This is a genomic window from Natronolimnobius sp. AArcel1 (assembly GCF_011043775.1).
Taxonomy (GTDB): Archaea; Halobacteriota; Halobacteria; order Halobacteriales; family Natrialbaceae; genus Natronolimnobius.
In genome coordinates this window covers 62366-81861 of record NZ_JAAKXY010000002.1, presented here as the reverse complement: position 1 = coordinate 81861, position 19496 = coordinate 62366, and the positions used below count along the sequence as shown (strand labels likewise).

Genomic DNA, 19496 nt, shown 5'->3' with positions numbered 1-19496 from the left:
GTCACGTACACGAGTACTATCATCTCTAAGACCCAAATCGTTTTGGAACCGGTCTTATGCCCATTGGTATCTTTGGCAGGTATAATGAGTTCGGACGTTCATCGCGGCGGTTCAAACGAACCCGGCCCACTCGGTGACGTGTCGACCGATCAGTACGACGTGCTCCGTCACCCACGCCGCGTTCGTCTCCTCGAGCAACTCTCACCTGAGACGCGGCTATCGCTCACTGAACTGACGACGGCAGTCCTCGAGCATGAATCGACCGACGTTTCTGACGGTGAGGCCCGTCACAACGTTCGCATCTCGTTGGTGCACAACCACCTTCCACGGATGGCAGCGGCTGGCCTCATCGACTGGGGCCATGATGACGGCGTCACGCTCGTCGATGACCCCATCCTCGATCCAGCCGCGCTTACGGCAGTTCTCGAGACGGCTGCCGACGAGGAACAACTCTTAGAGCGTGTCGTCCACCCCGGTCGATTGCACCTGCTCGAGTCGCTTGCAGCCGCCGAGTCCACGCAGTCACTGACCGAAATCGCGACGGAACTCGCTGGACAGGCTCCGGCGTTCCCCTCGAATATCGAGCAGGTTACAATCGAACTCCACCACTCGCACCTGCCCGCACTCGCTGATGTCGGTGCAATCGAGTACGACTACGAGCAACACACTGTCTTCCCAACCGAGAAAACCGAACCGATCGCACTCGTCCGATAACTCCCCGCGTACCGCCGCGTTCTCTTGTTTTGTAGTTGTCTCGAGACACTGAAGGAGATCCAGCGCCGAGTATTAATAATGGAGTCGGCAGCTCGACACCCAAATTTGCGGTGTTCTCTCCACGTCACCGACACAGTACTGAGGTGTCACCGTCGATGACCCGCTCAAGCGAACGCACCGTCTCCTCGAGCACTGGGTCCAGCCAACGCGCTGGGCTACTCGTCAGCGTCCTCATCTGTGGACTGATCGTCGGCCTCGCTGGCGTTGGGGTCGGCCCGGCAAGCGGTGCCGATCAGGTTGCGATCATCTGGGCCGAACCCGAAGAACAGACGGTCGAACCCGGTGAGACGATCGAACTCGAGGTCGTCCTCCAGAGTGAGGGCGGCCACGGCGACACCGGACTCGATGGCGTCACACTCGTCGGGCAGTTCGATCCCGAAATTCTCGAGGTCACAGCAGTCGAACGCGGCCCGTGGCTCGAGGGCGAGGACGGAGCCAACGTCGAGACTGCGGGCACGATCGAAAACGAGAGCGGGACGGTCATCCTCGAGCAGACACGCGACAGCGGTGGCGCAACCGGCGTCGACACGCTCGCAACGCTCACTGTCGACGTTGCCGAGGATGCCCCAGCGACGACGACATCAATCGCCTTCGGCGACAGCGATGCCGCTCTCGAGGATGACTGGCCAATCGCCGTCGTCGATGACTCGCCAACGGTGACGGTTGACGGCGAGGAAACTGACAAGGACCGCGAGCCGTTTGACCACCCAGATCCAGGCGAGTTCGACCTCGAGGAGGGAGTCGGCAATCCATCGTCGACCGACGGGGCTGACCGGTTCGACTCGAGTTGGCCGCCACTACTGGGCGCAAGCGTCGGTGCCTTCGCTATTGCACTCGGTGCCGTGGTCGTCGCTCGCCGTTATCGGTCCTGATGCTGTGCTTGCGAGTCCCGTATTCGGTCACTCGTGACCGATCTCGAGTCAATATCCCAGGGTGACACTCACCGCGACTGGAGGGAAACGTGTTTGAGGACTGGGACGGATGGGACTGATATGACTGATCTGGGAGACTTCGGCGAGTACGACGCCGACCCGGCGTCCGATTCCGGCGCAGACGACGTCGACGCCGGACATTCGGCCGATCCGTCGGCAACTGCGACCCCCGCAGAATCTACCTCCTCGAGCGGAGACACGGACTCGGCAACGGAGGAGACGACCGACGCGTTCGAGACGACCGCAGTCGACCCCCGCGGCGATGACGTTGGCATCGGTGCCGTCTGCGTTTCTCAGGGACTTCGCGTCGCCGAAGACGGCGACGAGACGACGCTGCGAGCCTACATCACGCGCGGGAATCGCTCCTCGATCCGCATCGGGAGCTACCTCGTCGCGCCGTATCCCGATGGTGAAACACTGTTCTGCCGAATCATCGGCCTCGAGTACGCCCAGCAGTACCACGCTGACGACGCGACGGAGATCCACGCTCGGCGCGCGATGCGAACCGAGGGCGTCGAGGAAGCCGATTACAAGTTCGTCGCCGAACTCGAGCCTGTCGCTGTTCTCTACGACGATGATGGCGAACTCAAGCGCCGCATGACCGACCGAGTCCCGAAACCCCAGACTGTCGTCCAGCAGGCGACCGATAGCGAGCAGATCAAAACAGGCCTCAAGATGCCCGAAGAGGGCGTTTTTCTGGGTCACCTTTCCGTCGGTGGCGAGAAGGTCCGAACCGCTGCGTCGCCCCCAACTATCGACTACCGACTCAAAGACGACTACGACTCGGGCGACCCGCTCGTCTTCCGCCACTCGCTGATCGCCGGCGGGACGGGGTCGGGCAAGACCCACGGCGCGAAGAACATTCTGCGCCAGTATCTCGCCGAGGAGCGAACCTACCCGATGGAAGACGGCCGCTCCGTCCAGCCCGCGGTCGTCCAGTTCGACCCGCAAGACGAGTACGCCCAGATGCACGACGACAATCCCGATCTGGACAGCGAGTTCGCACGCCGCCTCGAGCGCGAGGGGGTCGCCTACGGCGGCATCGACGACACGACGGCGTTTATCCCGAAAGTCGGCTCGGCCTCGTACGCGGCGGGTCACCACCGCGCGGAGCAAGTCGAGTTCACGATTCCGTTTGCGATGGTTCACGAAAACCCGTGGCTGGTCGCCGGCAGCGGGTTGAACGACAACCAGTACGGCGCACTCGTGAGTGTCCTGTTGCCCAGATTCCGTAAGCAGTACGGTGGAGACGCGACCTACGACGAGTTCACGACCTTCCTCGACGACCCGGCGCTGCGCGAGGAGTTAGACGAATCCGGGCGCGTCCACGAGGCCACGTTCGACGCCGTCCGGCGGCGTGTCCTCGGATTCGGTCACATCTTCGATCAGGATGCGCGGCCGATTACGGATCTGATTCACGACTTCGTTCGTCCGGGTGGCCTCTCGGTCGTCCCAACCTACCACATCAACGATACGCGGGCCGCTGAGGCCGTTGTGCTCGCGCTCTCCTCGCTGCTGATCGACCAGAAACTCTCGAACGACCCGACCTACGACCGGATCAAGGAGACACCGCTCGTGCTCGGGATGGACGAGGCCCACAACTTCCTCACCGACGCAGACAGCGTGCAGGCGGGCAAGGTCATCAAAAAGTTCACCGAAGCCGCCAAACAGGGCCGCAAGGAGCGACTCGGGCTCTTTCTCATCACACAGGATCCCCAGGACATCGACGACGCGGTCTTCAAGCAGATTAATACGACCGTCGTGTTGAATCTGGGCGACGAGGACGCCATCAAGAGCGTCAATATTCCGAGTAACCTCGAGTCCAAAGTCCCCTACATGGAGAAAGGCCAGATGGTCGTCTACTCGCCCGATAACTCCGAACCCGTGGAACTGATCGGCCTGCCGAAATGTCTGACCCGACACGGCCGGGACTGAGCCATTTGTAACTATTCACCGTAGCCCATCGTCGACAGCGTCGCGTTTTCAGCCTGGCGGGTATCCTGGCGACTGAACTGGACGACGACGGGGACGTTCGATTCGACCACAATCGCATAGTCTCGGCCGAGCGGCGGCGCGTACGGGTCGATCAGGTCGTTGATCCGGATGTGACGAACACGTTCTGAAGCTACCGACAGCGGATACGGCCCTGCCTCGTGGCCGTCACCATAGCGGAGCGTGACCTCGAGCGTGGCCATCTCCGGTCCGGTGTTGAGCACACAGAGTTTGTCGTGACTGACCATCTCGGGTTCCGGCCCCGTGCTGCCGGTTGGGACGTGACCGCCCGGAATCACCCAGCGAGTTTCGCCGATTGGCGTCTCGTCCGTCTCCGAGTCGCTGTCCGTCATGTCGGCTCCACCTCGCTGCTCGAGCCATCCTCGAGCAGGGCCTCGAGGTAGTCGGTCATGAACACGCCCTCGGGGTCGAGGTCGCGCCGAATCTCTTGGAAGTGCTCCCACTCGGGGTACAACTCCTCTAACTCCGCAGCGCGGAGCGTGTGCTTTTTGCCCCAGTGCGGGCGGCCGTCGTACTCCCGAAAGAGCGGCTCCATATCGGTGAAGTAGGGCCAGTGCTCGAGGTCGGCGTTCTGGATGCACGAGATGGTCATCGCCTCGCGGTCGTACTCCGTCGAAAGCATGGCCTCGTCGGGAGCGATGGTTCGGACGAGCATGCGCCAGCCGACGTCTTTGCGCCAGTTTTCTCGCACTCGTTCTCTGGCTTTCTCGAAGCACTCGAGGCCGTTCTCACGGGCGACGGCGTACTCCATCTCGTCGAACTCGCGGCCGATGTCGTCGTGTGCTGGAATCGTCTCTTGCCACCAGCCGGTCTGGTTCTCGACGAGCGTCGCATACTCGAGATCGTCGTGGTCGGTCCCACCGCCGGGGCCGTTGAGCAAGCGGAGTTTGACCTCGTCCGAGCGGGGATACCAGTAGAAATCGAAGTTGCGATTCTCCTCGATCAGGTTGGGAATGTGCTCCTTGCACTCGCGCCAGTTCGTACAGTACTCGCGCCGCTGGATTTTGTACGTATCCTGCAGGTCGAGTTCGATTTCGGTGAAGATCCCGAGCGTTCCGAGCGAGACTTTCGCGGCTCGCAGGAGGTCCGGATTATCCTCGGCGTTGAACTCTCGAATCTCTCCCGTGCCGGTGACCAGCCGTCCACCGGTGAGCACGCTCGAGAGGTTTCCGAACTCGGGGCCGGTGCCGTGGGTGCCCGTCCCGAACGCGCCCGCGACGGTCTGCATCGACACGTCGCCGAGATTCGGGAAGGCAAGCCCGCGTGTGTGCAGTTCAGTGCCAGCCTCCTCGAGCGTCGTGCCCGCGTACAGCGTCGCCGTCCCCGCGTCAGGGTCGTGATCGACGAGCCCGGTCATGTTCGCAAGCGAGACGATTACGCCATCTGTTTCGACGACTGGCGTCCACGAGTGGCCTGCACCGGCGACGCGGACGGTCGTGCCGTCGTCGGCACAGCGACGGACGATATCCTGTAGTTCGGACTCGGTTTCCGGCTCGAGAATCTCGTCCGGGTCGGCGGTAATGCTCCCGGACCAGTTTTCCCAGCCCGCCTCCTCGTGGTCGTCTTCGTCGAGAATATCTTGTGTCACGGTTACTCACCCGATTCCGAGGCCGCCGGATACGCCATCGTCGAGAGCAGGGCGTTTTCGGCCTGCCGGGAATCCAGTCGCGTGTGCTGACAGACGACGGGCACGTCCGACTCGAGGACGCTCGCGAACGGTTCGCCTTTCGGAATCTCCTCGGGGTCGTCGAATTCGTTGAAGCGAAAGTGTGTGGTCCGTGCTGGTGGCACGGTCTTCTCGTAGGGGCCGACGGGGTCGCAATCCGGGAAGTAGATCGTGATCTCGAGGGTCGCTTCCTCGTCGGTCGTATTGAGCACGCAGATCGTCTCGTGGCTGGTCAGCTCCGGTTCGGGGCCGGTGCTTTCCGCGGGAATGTACCCCTCCGGAATCGCCCACGTACGTTTGCCAGTCATCATTGCATTCGACGACGGAGAGGCGGAAAACACGGGGGCCTGTACGCGCAGGCGCTCGAGTGTAGTGAGTCACTCACTCGAGCGTTGCCGTCGCGCGGCGTCCGCTGACCGTCAGACGGTTTACTGTACGTCATGTCCGGTGCAACCGCGACCCGGCCAGCGGTTGCAACGGTGGACTCGCTGCACTCCTCCACCGAGACTCGTCTCACACGGTTCGACTCACCGCCGGTACATCGGTACAGCAATCCGTATCAGGGGATTTCGTCCACGGAGGCTCGAAGCTTGTCCGAATCGTCCCATTCGTGACAGCGGGGGCCACTCAGGAGCAGTTCGACGTGTGAGGCAGCCATCCCGTTTTCGTACTTCTCGCGCTCGGTCTGGGGGTCATCGTACGCTCGCTTCAGGACCCACACTTTTTCTCGATACGGCGGGGCAAACAGCAGTCCCAGTTCCCAGACGTAGCCGCCATCGAAGTCTTCAATCACCGCGACAATCTGTGTGGCTCGTCCACAAAGGATATCGAACGCTCGAGCCCAGAGCCGAATCTCATCGGGTGTCAGGCCGTAGTCCTCGAGTCGAAAGGCGACCGCGGGTGGATCCGTTCGCTCATCCAAGCGGTCGTAAACGAGTTTCCGGCGAGCCGCCGCACCTGTCGTCCCACCAGCGCCGACGCTGAGATACCGCCGGTCGTAGCTTGTGATCGTGGCCAGATCCTGATTCACCAGGTCTTTGATCCGCTGGTGTTCCGTCGGCGTGAGGCTGACGTCCGTTAACTCATCTATGACCTCGTCCTCGGACGGAACCGTCGAGCGGTCACTCTCTCGAGGGCTATCTTCGCGGTCGTCAGGATCCATCACCGAGTGGTGCGTCCTGATCGACTAATAATTACGTGATTATCGACGATGCAATTGAGTACTGCCGAGAGACCAGTTGCGGAACCAGTCTCAGTTGAGTGCGAATGTTTAATGTGCTCGCCCTCGAAGGAGGGAGTATGAAACCCGGAACGGAGACAGTGGCGAACGACGCAGGATCTGGTGCCGCTACCGGGACCGGATTCGACGCCTGGATGGCTCTCCAGAAGGCGACCGACACAAAACGAGCCAACCTCATCGCCGATATCGTCGGCCACCCCGAAGGAGCGCCAACCGTCGAAGAACTCGAGTACATGAATCCCCGGCTGAGCGGTGATGCGATTCGCCGCCATCTCAACACGCTCCGAACCGTGGGCGTTGTTGAGCGACGCGAACTCGAGCCGGGCGAACGGATGCGGGAGTTTCCCTACCAGTTCTTCGAACTCACCGACGACGCCCGTACGCTGTTCGACCGGAACGGGTTGTTCCCCGAGGACGCCTGGATGCGTCAGTACCAATCCGTCGAGAAAACGCCACGGATTCGCGATATCGAGACGATGCCACGTCCTACGGGAGAGGAGTAGCGGCGAAATCGACGGTTCCGGGCGTCGTATTTTACTGAGTGTACCCGATTACGCTGACTCGAGCGCCGGCAGTACCTCGTCGCCGAACGCCTCGAGAAACGCCTTCTGATTCGTCGGGACGTTGTGGATGAAGACTCGATCAACGTCCAGAGAGGCATCTTGCTCGAGCCAGTCGATGTGATCCTCGAGGGCGGCCGAACAGCGGACGTTTTCGGCGACCTGCTCCTCGTCGACAGTTTCAGAGAGGTCATCGAACTGCTCGGGCGTTCGCAGTTCCTGGGTGACTGGGCCGGGCACGCAGTTCGTGTGCCACTGCTCGTAGGCCCCCTCGAGAGCAGCCTTGTCGCTGTCGGCGTAGGCGTGTTGGGCTTTGAGAAAGACCGGTTTCTCCGGCGCGTTTTCGCGGAAGGCCTCGACACGGGCGGCGTCGGCCTCGTGGTCCGGCGTGGCGATGGTGATCATGCCATCGGCCCACTCGGCGAGCCACGCGGCGGTTTCTTCGGAGAGTGCCGCGCCGATCAGCGGCGGCGCGGTGTCGGGCCGGGAGTACAGTTGGGCCTGTTCGACGTCGATTCGGCCGTGATGGGTTACCTCTTCGCCATCCCAGAGCCGGCGCATCACGTCGGCACACTCCTCGAGGCGGGCGTTTCGCTCGCGTTTGACGGGCCAGTCGGTGCCCGTAATGCCTTCGTTGAGCAGTTGGCCGCTGCCGACGGCCAACCAGAAGCGCTCGGGGTACATCTCCCGCAGCGTCGCCGCGCCCTGGGCGATGATCGCGGGGTGGTAGCGATAGCCCGGCGCGTTGACCGTCCCGAAGGTGAGGTCGGTCGCCTCGAGTGCGGAGCCGAGCCAGGACCAGACGAGTCCTGACTCGCCTTGCTGTTCGCTCCAGGGATGGAAGTGGTCCGAGGCGAGGGCGTGGTCGAACCCGACCTCGTCGGCGAGTTCCGCGTACTCGAGTGCGGCACTCGGGGCGAACTGTTCGTGTGAGACGTGGTAGCCGAAGTCGGTCATCGGTGATCACCCGAGGATCGACTCGAGTGGGTCGTCTCGAGGACGAATAGCGTCAGCACGGTCGATTTCTCCACGAATGCGCACTTAGTTTTGCGGCGTTAGTGTGCCAGATGGCTGTCGCTGACTCGCTTATCCGTCGTTGCTCTCTGCGTCCGGGCCGTGCTGGGTGAAAAGCGGCGCGGCAGCCCCGCCAGCGAGTTCCTCGGGTGGTAACTGCTCGGCGTCGTCCGCGCTCGCGAGATAAATCGCGCTGTTGAGTAAGCCGATGTGGCTAAAGGCCTGCGGGAAGTTCCCCAGCAGCGTGCCGTCTTCGGCGTGGATCATCTCCGAGAGCAGCCCAAGTGGAGAGGCGTACTCGAGCAGGTTCTCGAAGATGTCGGTCGCTTCCTCGATCCGACCCGAGAGGACGAGCGCATCGACGAGCCAGCACGAACAGAGCACGAAGCCGCCGGATTCGGTCGGTCGCGCAGGGCTGTCGGTAAAGCGAAACACGAGGCCGTCGTCGGTTGCCGCCTCCTCGAGAATCGTATCGATGGTGTTCTGGACGCGCTCGTCGTCTGCGGGCAGGAAGTCATACAGCGGGATGAGGAGCGCGGTCGCATCGAGTGCGTCCTCGGCACCGAAAAACTGCATGAAGCTGCCTTTCTCCTCGTTGTAGCCGCGCGCTTCGATTGCCTCTCTGATGGCTTCGCGCTCGCGATCCCACTTCGTGAAGGGGCCGTCGTAGTCGTACTCACCGCCCAGTCTGATGGCTCGATCGAGAGCAACCCAGCACAACAGTTTCGAGTGGACGAAGTGTTCCTCGAGGTCGCGAAATTCCCAGATGCCTTTGCCGCGTTCCTCCCAATGATCACAGACGTGATTCGCCAGCGCGCAAACTGACTCCCAGTCGTACTCGCTGAGACCGTCCTCGTAGCGAATCGTCTCGTAGATCCCCTGGACGATTGTCCCATACATGTCGAGTTGGACCTGATCTGCGGCGGCGTTGCCGATTCTGACCGGCTGTGAGTCCCGGTAGCCCGAGAGGTGCTCGAGAAATTCTTCCTCGAGGTCGGTTTCGCCGTGGAGACCGTACAGCGGCCGGATGTCCTCGGGTGATTCGTGGCCAATCTCTCGGAACCACTCGAAGTACTCGTGGGCCTCTTGGGACTGGCCGACGCTGTGAAGCGCCTGAATCGTGAACTTCGCGTCGCGAATCCAGTTGTAACGGTAGTCCCAGTTGAGTTCGCCGCCGATTTCCTCGGGCAGCGATGTCGTCGCCGCTGCCGGAATCGAGCCCGTCTCGTCGTGAATCAGGAGTTTGAGCACGAGCGTCGAGCGAACGAGTGCGTCATGCCAGTCGTCTCTGAAGGTGAATATATCGGTCGCGGCCTCTTCACAGCTCTCGAGCCACGTCTGCCAGTAGGTAATCGTCTCCTCGAGACACTGCTGATAGTCGGTCTCGAGCGTGTGCTCCGGATCGCCATACTGCAGGTGGAACCAGCACTGCTCGTCTTCGGTGACCGTCAGCGGTGCAGTTGCGACTGTCTCCGCGTCGTCAATCGCAAACTCGAGGTCAGTATCGGTCCGCAACGAGAGGTGGCCCTGTTCGTCGCTCTGGTGACGCTGCTCGTCGGCAGGCCGCTGGTCGTCGGTCACGTCGCCGTTGACGCTGTGATTTTCCGCCTCGTTCGCTTCGGCCGCACGGACTTCTCCCGTCTCACCGTGCTCAAGCGTCGTTGTGGAGCGGGCATAATCGAAGCGCGGTTCGAAGACGACCTCGAGGTCGACCGTTCCTGCAACGCCTTCGATAGTGCGATAGATCGCTTGCTGGAATCGATTGTCACTGCTCCTGGTTTCAGCGTCGTCGTCCAACTCGGGTTCGCTGTCGTCGCGTCTCGCGTTCTGTTCGGTTGCAATATCGTGTTCCTCGTCACCGCGGACCGGCATGAAATCCGTCACCCTGGCGCTGCCGCTGTCGGTTTCGAACGTTGTCTCCAAGACGTTCGTCCGATCGACGTAGGTCTGGGTCGTGTCGTACTCTTTAGTCGGGCGAATTGCGAACCGCCCGCCGTCGTCAGCGTCGAGTATCGCCGCGAACACGCTCGGCGACTCGAGGTGGGGGAAACAACACCAATCGACTGAGCCGTTGTTCCCGACGAGGGCACAGCGGTCGTTGTTGCCGATGACTCCGTACGCCTCGATTGGGATGTAGTCGTCGTCCATGTGAACAGGATGTGTATCGCACGTCAAACACGCCCGCGCGTGTCCGGTGCGTTCGATACGCGTCGTTCAACGGACTCCGTCAAAAGAATATGCGGTGCAATAGCCGGACTAGTTTTGCTCGCGGCGGATCACTCACGGGTACTGACACCGTTGGGCAGACGCTTTTTAAGAATACTGCAGAGAGCACCTACCAATGAGTCGGACTGTCCTTTGTGTTGATACTGACCGCCGTGTGTCGTCCGTCGCATCGACAATCGATGCCGACGACAAACTCACCGCAGTCGAAGCCACATCACTCGAGCAAGCCGCTGCGACACTCGAGCGCGAGCCAGTCGTCGGCGTCGTCACCGCGTACGAACTGACCGATGGAACCGGATTAGACATCGTCAAACTCCTTCGAGAGCAGGCTCCACAGACGCCGTGTGTGCTCTTTACCGACGTTTCACCGGGGGAGATTAACACCGCGTCGTTCGAAGAGTTGATCGTCGAATATCTCAATCGCGACCTGCCGGACGCAGACGACCGGCTTGGGTTCATCGTCAACGACATCATCGACCACAGCGCCCAGGTTGGCTTTCTCGCACCCGATGACGAGGACGAACGCCTCGAGACGCTTGCGGCGTACGATATCGAGGAACTCCCGATCGAGGAGAGCTTCGACCGCCTGACTGACCTGATCGCCGATCACTTCGATGTCGCGGTTTCGTTCATCGGCTTGATCGAAGAAGACGAGGAGAACTTCCTCGCGTGTACCGGTGCGGACTGGGACTCGCTGACTCGCGAAGACACCATGTGTACTCACAGTATGTTACAAGAGGACGTGATGGTCGTCGAGGATATCGCCGACGACAGTCGATTCAATCGCAACGACCAACTCGAGAATCTCGGCATCGTCTCGTATGCCGGCGCGAATATGACCGCGCCGAACGGGCAGGTGATCGGACAGGTGTGCGTCCTCGACCACGAAGCCCGCGGGTACTCTGGGGCTGAGCAGGAGACACTCGAGCAGTATGCCGAGACGGCGATGGAAATTCTCGAATTGCGCCAGTCATTGCTGGAAGCGCGTGAGCCAGCCACTGAGGCGACCGTTACCTACGCGGAGGAACAATGAGTCTCAGTAATTCACACACGTTTGGCGTTGAGTCGATGCCGATTGATGGCCTCGAGAGCGGCACCTCGATTTTGCTCACTGGTGACGACCACAAGGCGCTCAAAACGGTGTTCGCCCGACTGGTGGCCGCCGAGGAAGATGAACACAGCGTCGTCCTCGCGACGGATCAGCGGGGCCACGCTGCCCGGCGAGGGCTCGATGCGGTCAAGACTGGTGCTGGATCACGCACGTCGGTGCTGGCCGCAGAGGGACGTGGCAACGGCGATGAGTTGCAGGTTGTTGATACACTTAGCGATCTGACAGCGGTCGGGATGGAACTGTCGACGATGGTCGCGACAGCACAGCAGTCAGTCGACCGATTCCGAACTGGAATCGTCTTCTGCTCGACGCTGTGTGACGAGGTCGAAGACGCCCGCTCGGTCTATCGATTCCTCAACTCGAATTTCTTGACCGAACTCCGGCGCGGTGACGGCATCGGTGTCTGTGCGTTCGACACCAGTGCCGACCTCGAGACGGATATCGACAGTATGCTGGCTGGAATGGAAACGTCGTTCACCGGCCGCATTGATATCGAATCGGTGACCCGTTCGACGGCAACGTTACAGACGACTGGCCTGTCTGGTATCGATTCGTCGCTTGACGTGTCACTCTAATATACGTTCGCGCCAACCATCTGTCTACTGTGGAGAAAACAGTGTTAGCAATAAGACTAATATCAAAAGCGCAGTGAATACACTGTGAATGGTGCGGTCATCGATTCATATTCTTCTCTTCGCGCCAACTGTACTGGGGGAAGCGATCGCGACACGACTCAGGCGGACAAACACTCAGTTTGTTGTCGTCATCGAACACGACGAAGCAGCGGTGCTCGAGCGACTGCAGGAGAGTCACACTATCGACTGCCTGCTCGGAACTGACGAGACGCTGTTGGCGTGTGGTGGTGAGGATGTGCGTCCAGTCGTCGAGGCCGCCGCTCAGATTCCGACGGTGTTACTTACGCGTACCAATGGCTCCGATGCGGTCGAAACTGCACTCGAGGCGGGCGTAGCGGACTCTCTCCACTGGGACGGCGCTCCAGATGATGACGACGCTGTAGATGCAGCGTCTAGTATTCATTTCGATGTGCTCTCGAGTCGGATTCAGGGGGCGCTCACCCAGCACCGAAACGCGGCGACACCGACACAGTATCGGACTATCCTGTCGCCACACGCTCCTGGATCAATTTACCGGGACTCGGTACCAGACACGCCGCAAGCAGACGGTGGCCAGAACGTCCGCCAGGACACATTGATCGACAACCTTCCCGGCGTAGTCTATCGCTGTCGGAATGACTCGGCCTGGCCGATGGAGGTTGTCGAAGGGACCTGCGAGGAAATCACCGGCTACACCGGCGCCCAACTCGAAAGCGGTGAAGTCGTCGTCGGCGAGGACTTGATCCATCCGGCTGACCGCGAGTCTGCTTGGGATGACGTCCAGACCGCACTCGAGTCGGGCGAACCCTACGAAGTCTCCTATCGGATCGAAACGAAAACAGGTGCGACAAAGTGGATCTGGGAACGCGGACAGGGCATTTACGCCGAGGACGGAAGTCTCGAGGCGCTCGAGGGATTCTTCACCGATGTCACTGAGCGACGTGGACGCCAATTACGGCTTCGGCGGAATCAGCGCCGATTCGAAGCCGTCTTCGAGGACCCAGAAATGCTCGTTGGCCTGCTCGAACTTGATGGCACGTTACTGCAGGCAAATCAGGCCGCTCTCAAGTACGTCAATGTGACACACGAGGAGGTTGTCGACACGCCGTTTTGGGAGACGCCGTGGTGGTCAGATGACATGCAAGCGCGAGTCAAAGAGTGGGTCGAACGGGCCGCAGGGGGCGAGTACGTTGAGTATGTGGTCGACAATCCAATCGGCAATGGCGAGACGAGACGCGTTAGCGGGACGATTCGACCCGTGACCGACGATTCGGGTGCGCCGACCTCGATGGTCGTTTCCGCACGAGACGTCACCGATCAGCGGGACCACAACCGAGACCTCCAAGAGACACGGGACAAACTCGAGATCCTGAATCAGGTCGTTCGCCACGATCTGCGAAACGATATGCAAGTCGTCCGCGGTCGCGCCCGCTTGCTCGAGGACCACGTTGATTCAGAAGGGGCATACCATCTCAACGAGATCCACGGTTCGGCCAGTGATGCCATCGAACTGACTGAAACCGCACGCAGCCTTACAGAGGCGATGCTCGGGCGTGGCAACAATCAGCAACTTGTCTCGATCAAACAGGTCGTCACGTCGGCAGTCGAAACCGTCCGCTCACGGTACGACTCAGCCGCAATTACGGTCTACGGGCTTGCCACAGCGCCACACGTACTCGCAAACGACATGCTCGAGTCAGTGATTCGTAACCTCCTCGAGAACGCCGTTGTCCACAACGATTCTGACCTGCCAGATGTTGAGGTTTCAATCAACCATGATAGCGAAACCGTCATGATTAGCGTTGCGGACAACGGGCCAGGCATTCCTGATGCTCGCAAGGACGACGTGTTTGGCCGCGGCGAAAAGGGACTCGAGAGCCCTGGAACTGGACTGGGGTTGCACCTCGTCCAGACGTTAGTCGACCAGTTCGACGGCGAGATCGAGATTCAGGACAACCATCCGACGGGAAGCATCTTCCGAATTGAACTCCCGGTTGTTTCCACGACACCGTCAGTCGAGACCGAAACGTGAACATCGATTCGGACGTATCGTGCGAGCATGTACGCCGTCGTCGGCTGTAGCGAGTGTTCAAATCTCTGGATTATCGAGGGCCGTTCGGAGACCACACAGTGCCCTCGCTGTGGCTCGCGACGCCCTTATAAGAGACGCAAGAAGTTCGTCGAGACCGAGGACGCCGACCACGCTCGAGACGTCCGCGCCTCGATGCTCGCCAATCGGCAGGGCCACGGCGATGCCTTCGCCGAACTCGATTCGTTCGGGACGCTCGAGGACGACGTTTCTGATGGCGTGATCGACGATGACGAATATCTCGAGGAGTCTGGTCTCGACGTAAATGAAGTCGATGCCGCAGGCGAACGCGACCCACGCGGGCCAACCCGAAGTGGCAGCAAGAAAGAGATCATCCAGCAAGCACTGCGAGACCTCGAGCGCCCGACCGAAGCCGAGGTGATCGAGTACGCGGGCGAGCGCGGTGTCTCCGCGGACGACGTGCAAGACGGCCTCGAGAAACTCACACGACGCGGTGAGGCCAGTGAGAGCCGCGGTCGGTATCGATTGCTCTGAATGGGGCCAGCCGACGAGCCGACGAGCGAACGGTAACACTTTGCCTCGAGCGCCAGAATAGCGGCGCAATGGCCGAAGTGGTGGATGTTCAGGCGGAGACAATCGGCGTCGGATCGGTGATCGCGTTCGCACTCTATGGCTACGGCATCTTTATTAACCAGACAATTTTCGGACTCGAGGCGACGACACTTGCAATGTGGGTCTTTGCGGGGACGTTCGCCGCCGTGGCACTCCTTCACGGTGCATACGGCCGGCGACCGTTCGCACTCGCTCATGGCGGTGCCGCGGTCGGACTGTCGGTCTTTTTGCTCGCAACGGACGGGTTTCAGGCGCTCGTTGGCTTGCTCGTACTGATGGGCAGTGGCATTACGATTGCCGTACTGACGATCCGGGCGGGCAACGAACGGGAGTCAGCAGCGACCTGATCAGCGTCCGAGATCTTCGTGAGCGCTGGCCAGGTGTCGCGACGAGAGCGCCGCGAGCAAGGACAGTTCGCCCGCGAGTGCGCCCACGGTGATGATCTCGGCCAGTGCGTCGGCGTTCGAGCCCGCTGGATCGCCGCCACCGCGCAGTCCGAGGACGTCGAGTGCTTCGGCTTGTGTCGGTAGTTTCGTCCCGCCGCCGACGGTCCCGACCTCGAGCGAGGCGATTGAGACACTGGCGTAGAGGTCGGTCGCACCGTTTTCTCCCTCGCGTGTATCCATCGTCGTAATCGCGTTCGCGCCTTCGACGACCTGAGCTTCGTCCTGGCCGGTCGCGAGGAAGGCAGCGGCGACGACATTTGCCGCGTGCGCGTTGAAGCCGAGACTGCCGGCTTTGGCGCTGCCCGTGAGGTTCTTGCGCGTGTTGGCCTCGACGATGGCCTCGGCGGTCGTGTGGAGTCGCTCCTCGAGCAGTTCGCCCGGAATCACCACATCGGCCGTCACGGAGCGCCCGCGGCCTTCGACGGCGTTGACGGCAGCGGGTTTCTTATCGGAACAGAGGTTTCCAGAAAGGGCGACGAGGTCGGCTGGCGTCTCCTGCTCGACGACCTCGCAGGCCGCGCCGGTCGCGATAGTGACCATGTTCATTCCCATCGCGTCCTTCGTGTCGTAGGCGAATCGCAGGTAGACCGAGTCGCCGACGACGTAGGGTTCGACGCCGAGCAACTCGCCGTGGCTGGTCGTCGATTCGGCGGCCTCGCGCAGCGTCTCGAGGTTGTCTTCAACCCACTCGACGACCTCGGCGGCTTCAGCCACGCCGTCGACGCGGAAGACAGGCGCGCGTGTCATCCCGTTTTTCGTCACGCGGGCGTCTGCGCCGCCCGACGAGCGGATCACTGAGAGTCCTCGATTGACGGAGGCCAAGAGCGCGCCCTCGGTCGTCGCAAGCGGCAGGTAGTGGTCGCCATCGGCCGCGCTGCCATCGACTGCGACGGGGCCGACGACGCCCATCGGCACCTGCGCCGCGCCGATCATGTTCTCGATGTTCGGTTCGGCCTGCTCGGCGGGGAACGTGTAGTCGCCCACTGCCTCGAGGTCGGTTCCCGTCTCGCGCTCGACGAACAGGCGGCGCGCCTCGGCCGCCGTGTCCGCGTCGGTGTGTTCCTCGAGTTCGTAGAGTCGAAGGTCGCCGTCCTGTAACTTGTCGGCGAGATCCGTAGCGCTAGTCATGGTTCGAGGGACACAGTGGCCGTCCCTAAGCGTTGCTGATCAGTCTCGAGAGTACGCCCGCGACTGTTCGACTCGTTACGCACTCGAGTCGCCATCGGTGGACTCGGACCGAAAACCGGCGAGGAACTCGTAGCAGACCAGCCCCAGAAACGCGCCAGCGCCGATCACGAGAATCACCAGCCCCTGTAGCGACTCGAGATTCTCGAGTGGAGCCTCGAGCGCTGCTTCGGGGTACGTCCCGCCGGCGAACCCCAGTGCGAAGATGCCGGTCGCGATGACGGCGAACCGGACCCTGCTCCGAGGAGAGACCGCAGTGTCGGTGCTGGCCAGATACAGCTGTGGCAGGACAATGGCGAGCCCGGTCACAAGGAGGAATCCCGGAAGCGGGTAGGCGTTGATGGAAAACCCAGTCATGTCCTCGAGCAGCGGGAGCCCAACGAGCACGAGCACAACGAGGAGGGCGAGTGAGCTGAGAATAACGAGATTTTCACGAGCAGACATACGAAACTGTTCGCACAGCTGTCGTATCTGTCTTTCTCCCAGCACTCGAGCGCAGCGAGGGTCGATTCACACGGTGGCGAACCGAACGATTTTGCCCCTCGAGCGAGCCTGTTCGGGTATGACTGCGGCCGCCGACCGGCTGGTGACGAACGCCGAGATTCACACGCTGAGCGACCCCGACACGGTCTTCGAGGCGATGGCCATCCGCGATGGCGAGATTGTCCGTCTCGGCGACGCCTTCGAACTCGAGTTTCTCAACGGCGTCGAGACTGACGTAATCGACTGCGGCGGGCGCGTCGTCCTCCCGGGATTTATCGACGCCCATACCCACATGGAGCAGTTGGGTCAGCACCTCGTTCACGCCGACCTGTCGGCCGCGACAAGCGCAGACGACTGTCTCGAGTTGCTCGCTGCAGAAGCCGACCGGACGGCGAATGCGGCTGGGGCTGACGCTGACACCGACGAGAGTCCCGACGACTGGATCATCGGCTTTGGCTACGACGAGAGCGCCTGGGACGGCCATGGCCATCGACTCACACGCGTCGACCTCGATGCTGTCAGCGAGACGCGCCCGGTGGCTGCCCTGCGCGTCGATCTCCACACCGTCTCGTTGAACTCGGTCGCACTCGAGCGACTCGACGACGACCTTCCCGACTCGGATCTCGCCTACGAAGACGGCGAGCCGGTTGGCATCGCGGTCGAAGACGCCGCGGAAGTCGTTCGCCGCGAGGTGGCAGCCGACCGCGAGCAGATGCGCGACCTGCTCTCAGCTGCGGCCGAGTACGCCCTCGAACGCGGCGTCACCGGCGTCCACGACAAGGTTCGAAGCGACACGAGCCCGCGCGTCTACCGCGAACTCGCGGCCGCTGGCGAGTTGCCGATTCGCGTCCGAATCGACTACTGGAGCGACTATCTCGAGGCGCTCTCAAAAGCGGGACTCGTCACGAACGCGGGCAACGGCCGCGTCCAGACGGGTGCGATCAAGTCCTTCTCGGATGGCAGCATCGGGAGCCGGACGGCGAAACTCCGCGAACCGTACATAGACGCGAATACGGATGCGGATGGAAACTCCAATTCGGACGACGGTGAACCGACGACCGGCCAGTGGGTCGTCGACCCCACGGAACTCTCCACTATCGTCGACCAAGCTGACAACGCGGGCTATCAGCTCTCCGTCCACGCCATCGGCGACGAGGCAATCGAGGAGACGCTCTCGGCGCTCGAGGACACCGCCAACCCTGCAGAGAGTCGCCACCGGATCGAACACGCCGAACTCGTGACGGACGACCAACTCGAGCGCATGGCCGACGCAGGAATCGTCGCCTCGATGCAGCCGAACTTCCACCGCTGGGCGGACGAGGGCGGGCTGTACGATCAGCGACTCGGCCGCGAGCGCCGCGAGCAATCAAATCCACTCGGGCGCGTGCTCGAGGCCGGCGTGCCGCTGGCGTTTGGCTCGGATGGGATGCCACTCGGCCCGCTGTTTGGCGTCCACCACGCCGTCAACGCGCCGTCTGAAGACCAGCGACTGTCGGTGACTGAGGCGCTGCGTGCGTACACTCGTGGTGCAGCCTACGCCGGATTCGATGAGGACCGACTGGGGACGCTCGAAGTCGGCAAACGAGCCGATTTCGTCGTCCTCGAGACGTCACCGTGGGATCAGCCGGAGCGAATCGAGGACATCGATGTGGCACTGACAGCTGTCGACGGCGAGGTCGTTTTCGAGCGCGAGTAGCGAATTTCGAACCGTCACGCTTATCGCATCAATATTTCAACTAGTGGGCGATGGCTGGTTCCCTGTTCGTCCTCCTCGGTCTTTGTGCAATGATCTACGGCGGATTTCGTCTCCGTCCCGCCTACCACGTCTATCGCGGCGACACCGACGATGTTCTCTCGGTCGAACGCGCTGAGGGGCCAGTCGAACTCGAGGGGACGGCAACACCGATTACCAGCCCGAGTGAGGGTCCACTGACCGGAAAGCCGTGTCTGGTCTACGAGTACGAAGTTGAAGAACTCCAGTCGAGCGGGAAGAACTCCTCGTGGAACACCGTCGACGAGGGAGCCGGCGGGGTTCCGTTTCGACTCGAGGACGACACTGCAAGTATTCGGGTCAACCCCTCCGCAGGCGAGTTCGCACTCTCGACGGTCGACCGGATCGACGTCGATGGTGGCGAGGCCGAACCCGACCGGGTTCGGGAGTTTCTCGAGCACCACTCCGATCTCGAGTCCGAAAACACGAGTGTCGACCTACACGTCGTCGAGATTGCGACTGGCAACGACCGCCGATACTACGAGCGCCGCCTCGAGCCGGGCGGAGACGTGTACGTACTCGGCCAATCGCGCTACGATGTGGACGCACGCGAGACAATGCGTGACGTGAGCGCGGTTATCGAAGACGGGCCGGAGACGCCCGTCTTCGTCATCGGCGATTCGTGTCAGGATGGCGCGGCTCGACTGCTGGCGAAACCGGCTGCACTCTGGCTGGCCGGTGGGCTGCTTGCGGTCGTACTCGGCGTTGCACTGTTGCTGTAGCCGCAGGTCGCTGTGGCGACCGTCGACGGGACGCTTGCGAATTCGGGTGCTGGGCCTTTGTCGCCTGGACCCATCAC

19 protein-coding genes are annotated in these 19496 nt (G+C 61.6%); 11 read left to right on the top strand and 8 right to left on the bottom strand.

The window, feature by feature from the left end; genetic code table 11:
* The first annotated feature begins 84 nt into the window (after positions 1–84).
* The 3 genes from G6M89_RS04455 to G6M89_RS04445 all read left to right on the top strand — a co-directional run bounded on the left by G6M89_RS04455 (position 85) and on the right by G6M89_RS04445 (position 3641).
* Entirely contained in the window at positions 85–714 is a 630-nt protein-coding gene (locus G6M89_RS04455) for a hypothetical protein (protein ID WP_165160609.1), read from the top strand.
* Positions 715–869: 155 nt separating this feature from the next.
* Positions 870–1646 (top strand): cohesin domain-containing protein, encoded by a 777-nt coding sequence (locus G6M89_RS04450; RefSeq protein ID WP_165160608.1) that lies wholly within the window; start codon positions 870–872, stop codon positions 1644–1646.
* A 120-nt stretch (positions 1647–1766) separates the two neighbouring features.
* Positions 1767–3641: an ATP-binding protein gene (locus tag G6M89_RS04445; protein ID WP_165160607.1), complete on the top strand. Its 1875-nt coding sequence runs from the start codon at positions 1767–1769 to the stop codon at positions 3639–3641.
* Positions 3642–3652: 11 nt separating this feature from the next.
* On the opposite strand, the gene G6M89_RS04440 is transcribed toward G6M89_RS04445, so the two are convergent.
* From G6M89_RS04440 to G6M89_RS04425, 4 genes are all read right to left on the bottom strand, one after another.
* Positions 3653–4051 (bottom strand): sensory rhodopsin transducer, encoded by a 399-nt coding sequence (locus tag G6M89_RS04440; RefSeq protein ID WP_165160606.1) that lies wholly within the window; start codon positions 4049–4051, stop codon positions 3653–3655.
* Entirely contained in the window at positions 4048–5307 is a 1260-nt protein-coding gene (locus G6M89_RS22735) for a D-arabinono-1,4-lactone oxidase (RefSeq protein ID WP_165160605.1), read from the bottom strand. The genes G6M89_RS04440 and G6M89_RS22735 overlap by 4 nt, the downstream gene beginning before the upstream one ends.
* Before the next feature lie 2 nt (positions 5308–5309).
* The gene (locus tag G6M89_RS04430) at positions 5310–5693 is read right to left on the bottom strand and encodes a sensory rhodopsin transducer (RefSeq protein ID WP_165160604.1); all 384 of its coding nucleotides are present in this window, start codon (positions 5691–5693) and stop codon (positions 5310–5312) included.
* A gap of 251 nt (positions 5694–5944) precedes the next feature.
* Positions 5945–6547 (bottom strand): hypothetical protein, encoded by a 603-nt coding sequence (locus G6M89_RS04425; RefSeq protein ID WP_165160603.1) that lies wholly within the window; start codon positions 6545–6547, stop codon positions 5945–5947.
* Between the two features lie 137 nt (positions 6548–6684).
* Here G6M89_RS04425 and G6M89_RS04420 point away from each other — a divergent pair, with 137 nt between their 5' ends.
* Entirely contained in the window at positions 6685–7128 is a 444-nt protein-coding gene (locus G6M89_RS04420) for an ArsR family transcriptional regulator (RefSeq protein WP_165160602.1), read from the top strand.
* 48 nt (positions 7129–7176) lie between these two features.
* On the opposite strand, the gene G6M89_RS04415 is transcribed toward G6M89_RS04420, so the two are convergent.
* Both G6M89_RS04415 and G6M89_RS04410 read right to left on the bottom strand, forming a co-directional pair.
* On the bottom strand, positions 7177–8142 hold the full coding sequence (locus G6M89_RS04415) for a TIGR03885 family FMN-dependent LLM class oxidoreductase (protein ID WP_165160601.1): 966 nt from the start codon (positions 8140–8142) through the stop codon (positions 7177–7179).
* 129 nt (positions 8143–8271) lie between these two features.
* The gene (locus G6M89_RS04410; protein WP_165160600.1) at positions 8272–10347 is read right to left on the bottom strand and encodes a glycoside hydrolase family 15 protein; all 2076 of its coding nucleotides are present in this window, start codon (positions 10345–10347) and stop codon (positions 8272–8274) included.
* Between the two features lie 193 nt (positions 10348–10540).
* On the opposite strand from G6M89_RS04410, the gene G6M89_RS04405 reads away from it, so the two are divergent.
* The 5 genes from G6M89_RS04405 to G6M89_RS04385 all read left to right on the top strand — a co-directional run bounded on the left by G6M89_RS04405 (position 10541) and on the right by G6M89_RS04385 (position 15159).
* Positions 10541–11458 (top strand): GAF domain-containing protein, encoded by a 918-nt coding sequence (locus G6M89_RS04405; protein WP_165160599.1) that lies wholly within the window; start codon positions 10541–10543, stop codon positions 11456–11458.
* Positions 11455–12111, top strand: coding sequence for a hypothetical protein (locus G6M89_RS04400; RefSeq protein WP_165160598.1), 657 nt, complete (start codon positions 11455–11457; stop codon positions 12109–12111). Before G6M89_RS04405 ends, G6M89_RS04400 begins: the two co-directional genes overlap by 4 nt.
* An 88-nt stretch (positions 12112–12199) precedes the next feature.
* Positions 12200–14182 (top strand): PAS domain-containing protein, encoded by a 1983-nt coding sequence (locus tag G6M89_RS04395; protein WP_165160597.1) that lies wholly within the window; start codon positions 12200–12202, stop codon positions 14180–14182.
* Positions 14183–14209: 27 nt separating this feature from the next.
* On the top strand, positions 14210–14734 hold the full coding sequence (locus G6M89_RS04390) for a DUF5817 domain-containing protein (protein ID WP_165160596.1): 525 nt from the start codon (positions 14210–14212) through the stop codon (positions 14732–14734).
* A 68-nt stretch (positions 14735–14802) separates the two neighbouring features.
* Complete coding sequence (locus G6M89_RS04385; RefSeq protein WP_165160595.1) at positions 14803–15159, top strand: hypothetical protein; 357 nt, start codon at positions 14803–14805, stop codon at positions 15157–15159.
* Here the strand turns inward: G6M89_RS04385 and hmgA are convergent, their stop codons facing one another.
* Positions 15160–16386: a hydroxymethylglutaryl-CoA reductase (NADPH) gene (hmgA, locus tag G6M89_RS04380; protein ID WP_165160594.1), complete on the bottom strand. Its 1227-nt coding sequence runs from the start codon at positions 16384–16386 to the stop codon at positions 15160–15162.
* A gap of 75 nt (positions 16387–16461) precedes the next feature.
* Entirely contained in the window at positions 16462–16887 is a 426-nt protein-coding gene (locus G6M89_RS04375) for a hypothetical protein (RefSeq protein WP_165160593.1), read from the bottom strand.
* Positions 16888–17005: 118 nt separating this feature from the next.
* On the opposite strand from G6M89_RS04375, the gene G6M89_RS04370 reads away from it, so the two are divergent.
* Positions 17006–18622 carry an amidohydrolase gene (locus G6M89_RS04370; RefSeq protein ID WP_165160592.1) on the top strand — a complete coding sequence of 539 codons (1617 nt, stop codon included), beginning with the start codon at positions 17006–17008 and terminating at the stop codon, positions 18620–18622.
* A 50-nt stretch (positions 18623–18672) separates the two neighbouring features.
* Positions 18673–19419: a GIDE domain-containing protein gene (locus tag G6M89_RS04365; RefSeq protein WP_165160591.1), complete on the top strand. Its 747-nt coding sequence runs from the start codon at positions 18673–18675 to the stop codon at positions 19417–19419.
* The last annotated feature ends 77 nt before the right edge of the window (positions 19420–19496 follow it).

Coding starts and splice junctions, on each gene's coding strand:
- G6M89_RS04455 (WP_165160609.1), top strand. CDS start 85: ATGAGTTCGGACGTTCATCGCGGCGGTTCAAACGAACCCGGCCCACTC.
- G6M89_RS04450 (WP_165160608.1), top strand. CDS start 870: ATGACCCGCTCAAGCGAACGCACCGTCTCCTCGAGCACTGGGTCCAGC.
- G6M89_RS04445 (WP_165160607.1), top strand. CDS start 1,767: ATGACTGATCTGGGAGACTTCGGCGAGTACGACGCCGACCCGGCGTCC.
- G6M89_RS04440 (WP_165160606.1), bottom strand. CDS start 4,051: ATGACGGACAGCGACTCGGAGACGGACGAGACGCCAATCGGCGAAACT.
- G6M89_RS04430 (WP_165160604.1), bottom strand. CDS start 5,693: ATGACTGGCAAACGTACGTGGGCGATTCCGGAGGGGTACATTCCCGCG.
- G6M89_RS04425 (WP_165160603.1), bottom strand. CDS start 6,547: ATGGATCCTGACGACCGCGAAGATAGCCCTCGAGAGAGTGACCGCTCG.
- G6M89_RS04420 (WP_165160602.1), top strand. CDS start 6,685: ATGAAACCCGGAACGGAGACAGTGGCGAACGACGCAGGATCTGGTGCC.
- G6M89_RS04415 (WP_165160601.1), bottom strand. CDS start 8,142: ATGACCGACTTCGGCTACCACGTCTCACACGAACAGTTCGCCCCGAGT.
- G6M89_RS04410 (WP_165160600.1), bottom strand. CDS start 10,347: ATGGACGACGACTACATCCCAATCGAGGCGTACGGAGTCATCGGCAAC.
- G6M89_RS04405 (WP_165160599.1), top strand. CDS start 10,541: ATGAGTCGGACTGTCCTTTGTGTTGATACTGACCGCCGTGTGTCGTCC.
- G6M89_RS04400 (WP_165160598.1), top strand. CDS start 11,455: ATGAGTCTCAGTAATTCACACACGTTTGGCGTTGAGTCGATGCCGATT.
- G6M89_RS04395 (WP_165160597.1), top strand. CDS start 12,200: ATGGTGCGGTCATCGATTCATATTCTTCTCTTCGCGCCAACTGTACTG.
- G6M89_RS04390 (WP_165160596.1), top strand. CDS start 14,210: ATGTACGCCGTCGTCGGCTGTAGCGAGTGTTCAAATCTCTGGATTATC.
- G6M89_RS04385 (WP_165160595.1), top strand. CDS start 14,803: ATGGCCGAAGTGGTGGATGTTCAGGCGGAGACAATCGGCGTCGGATCG.
- hmgA (WP_165160594.1), bottom strand. CDS start 16,386: ATGACTAGCGCTACGGATCTCGCCGACAAGTTACAGGACGGCGACCTT.
- G6M89_RS04375 (WP_165160593.1), bottom strand. CDS start 16,887: ATGTCTGCTCGTGAAAATCTCGTTATTCTCAGCTCACTCGCCCTCCTC.
- G6M89_RS04370 (WP_165160592.1), top strand. CDS start 17,006: ATGACTGCGGCCGCCGACCGGCTGGTGACGAACGCCGAGATTCACACG.
- G6M89_RS04365 (WP_165160591.1), top strand. CDS start 18,673: ATGGCTGGTTCCCTGTTCGTCCTCCTCGGTCTTTGTGCAATGATCTAC.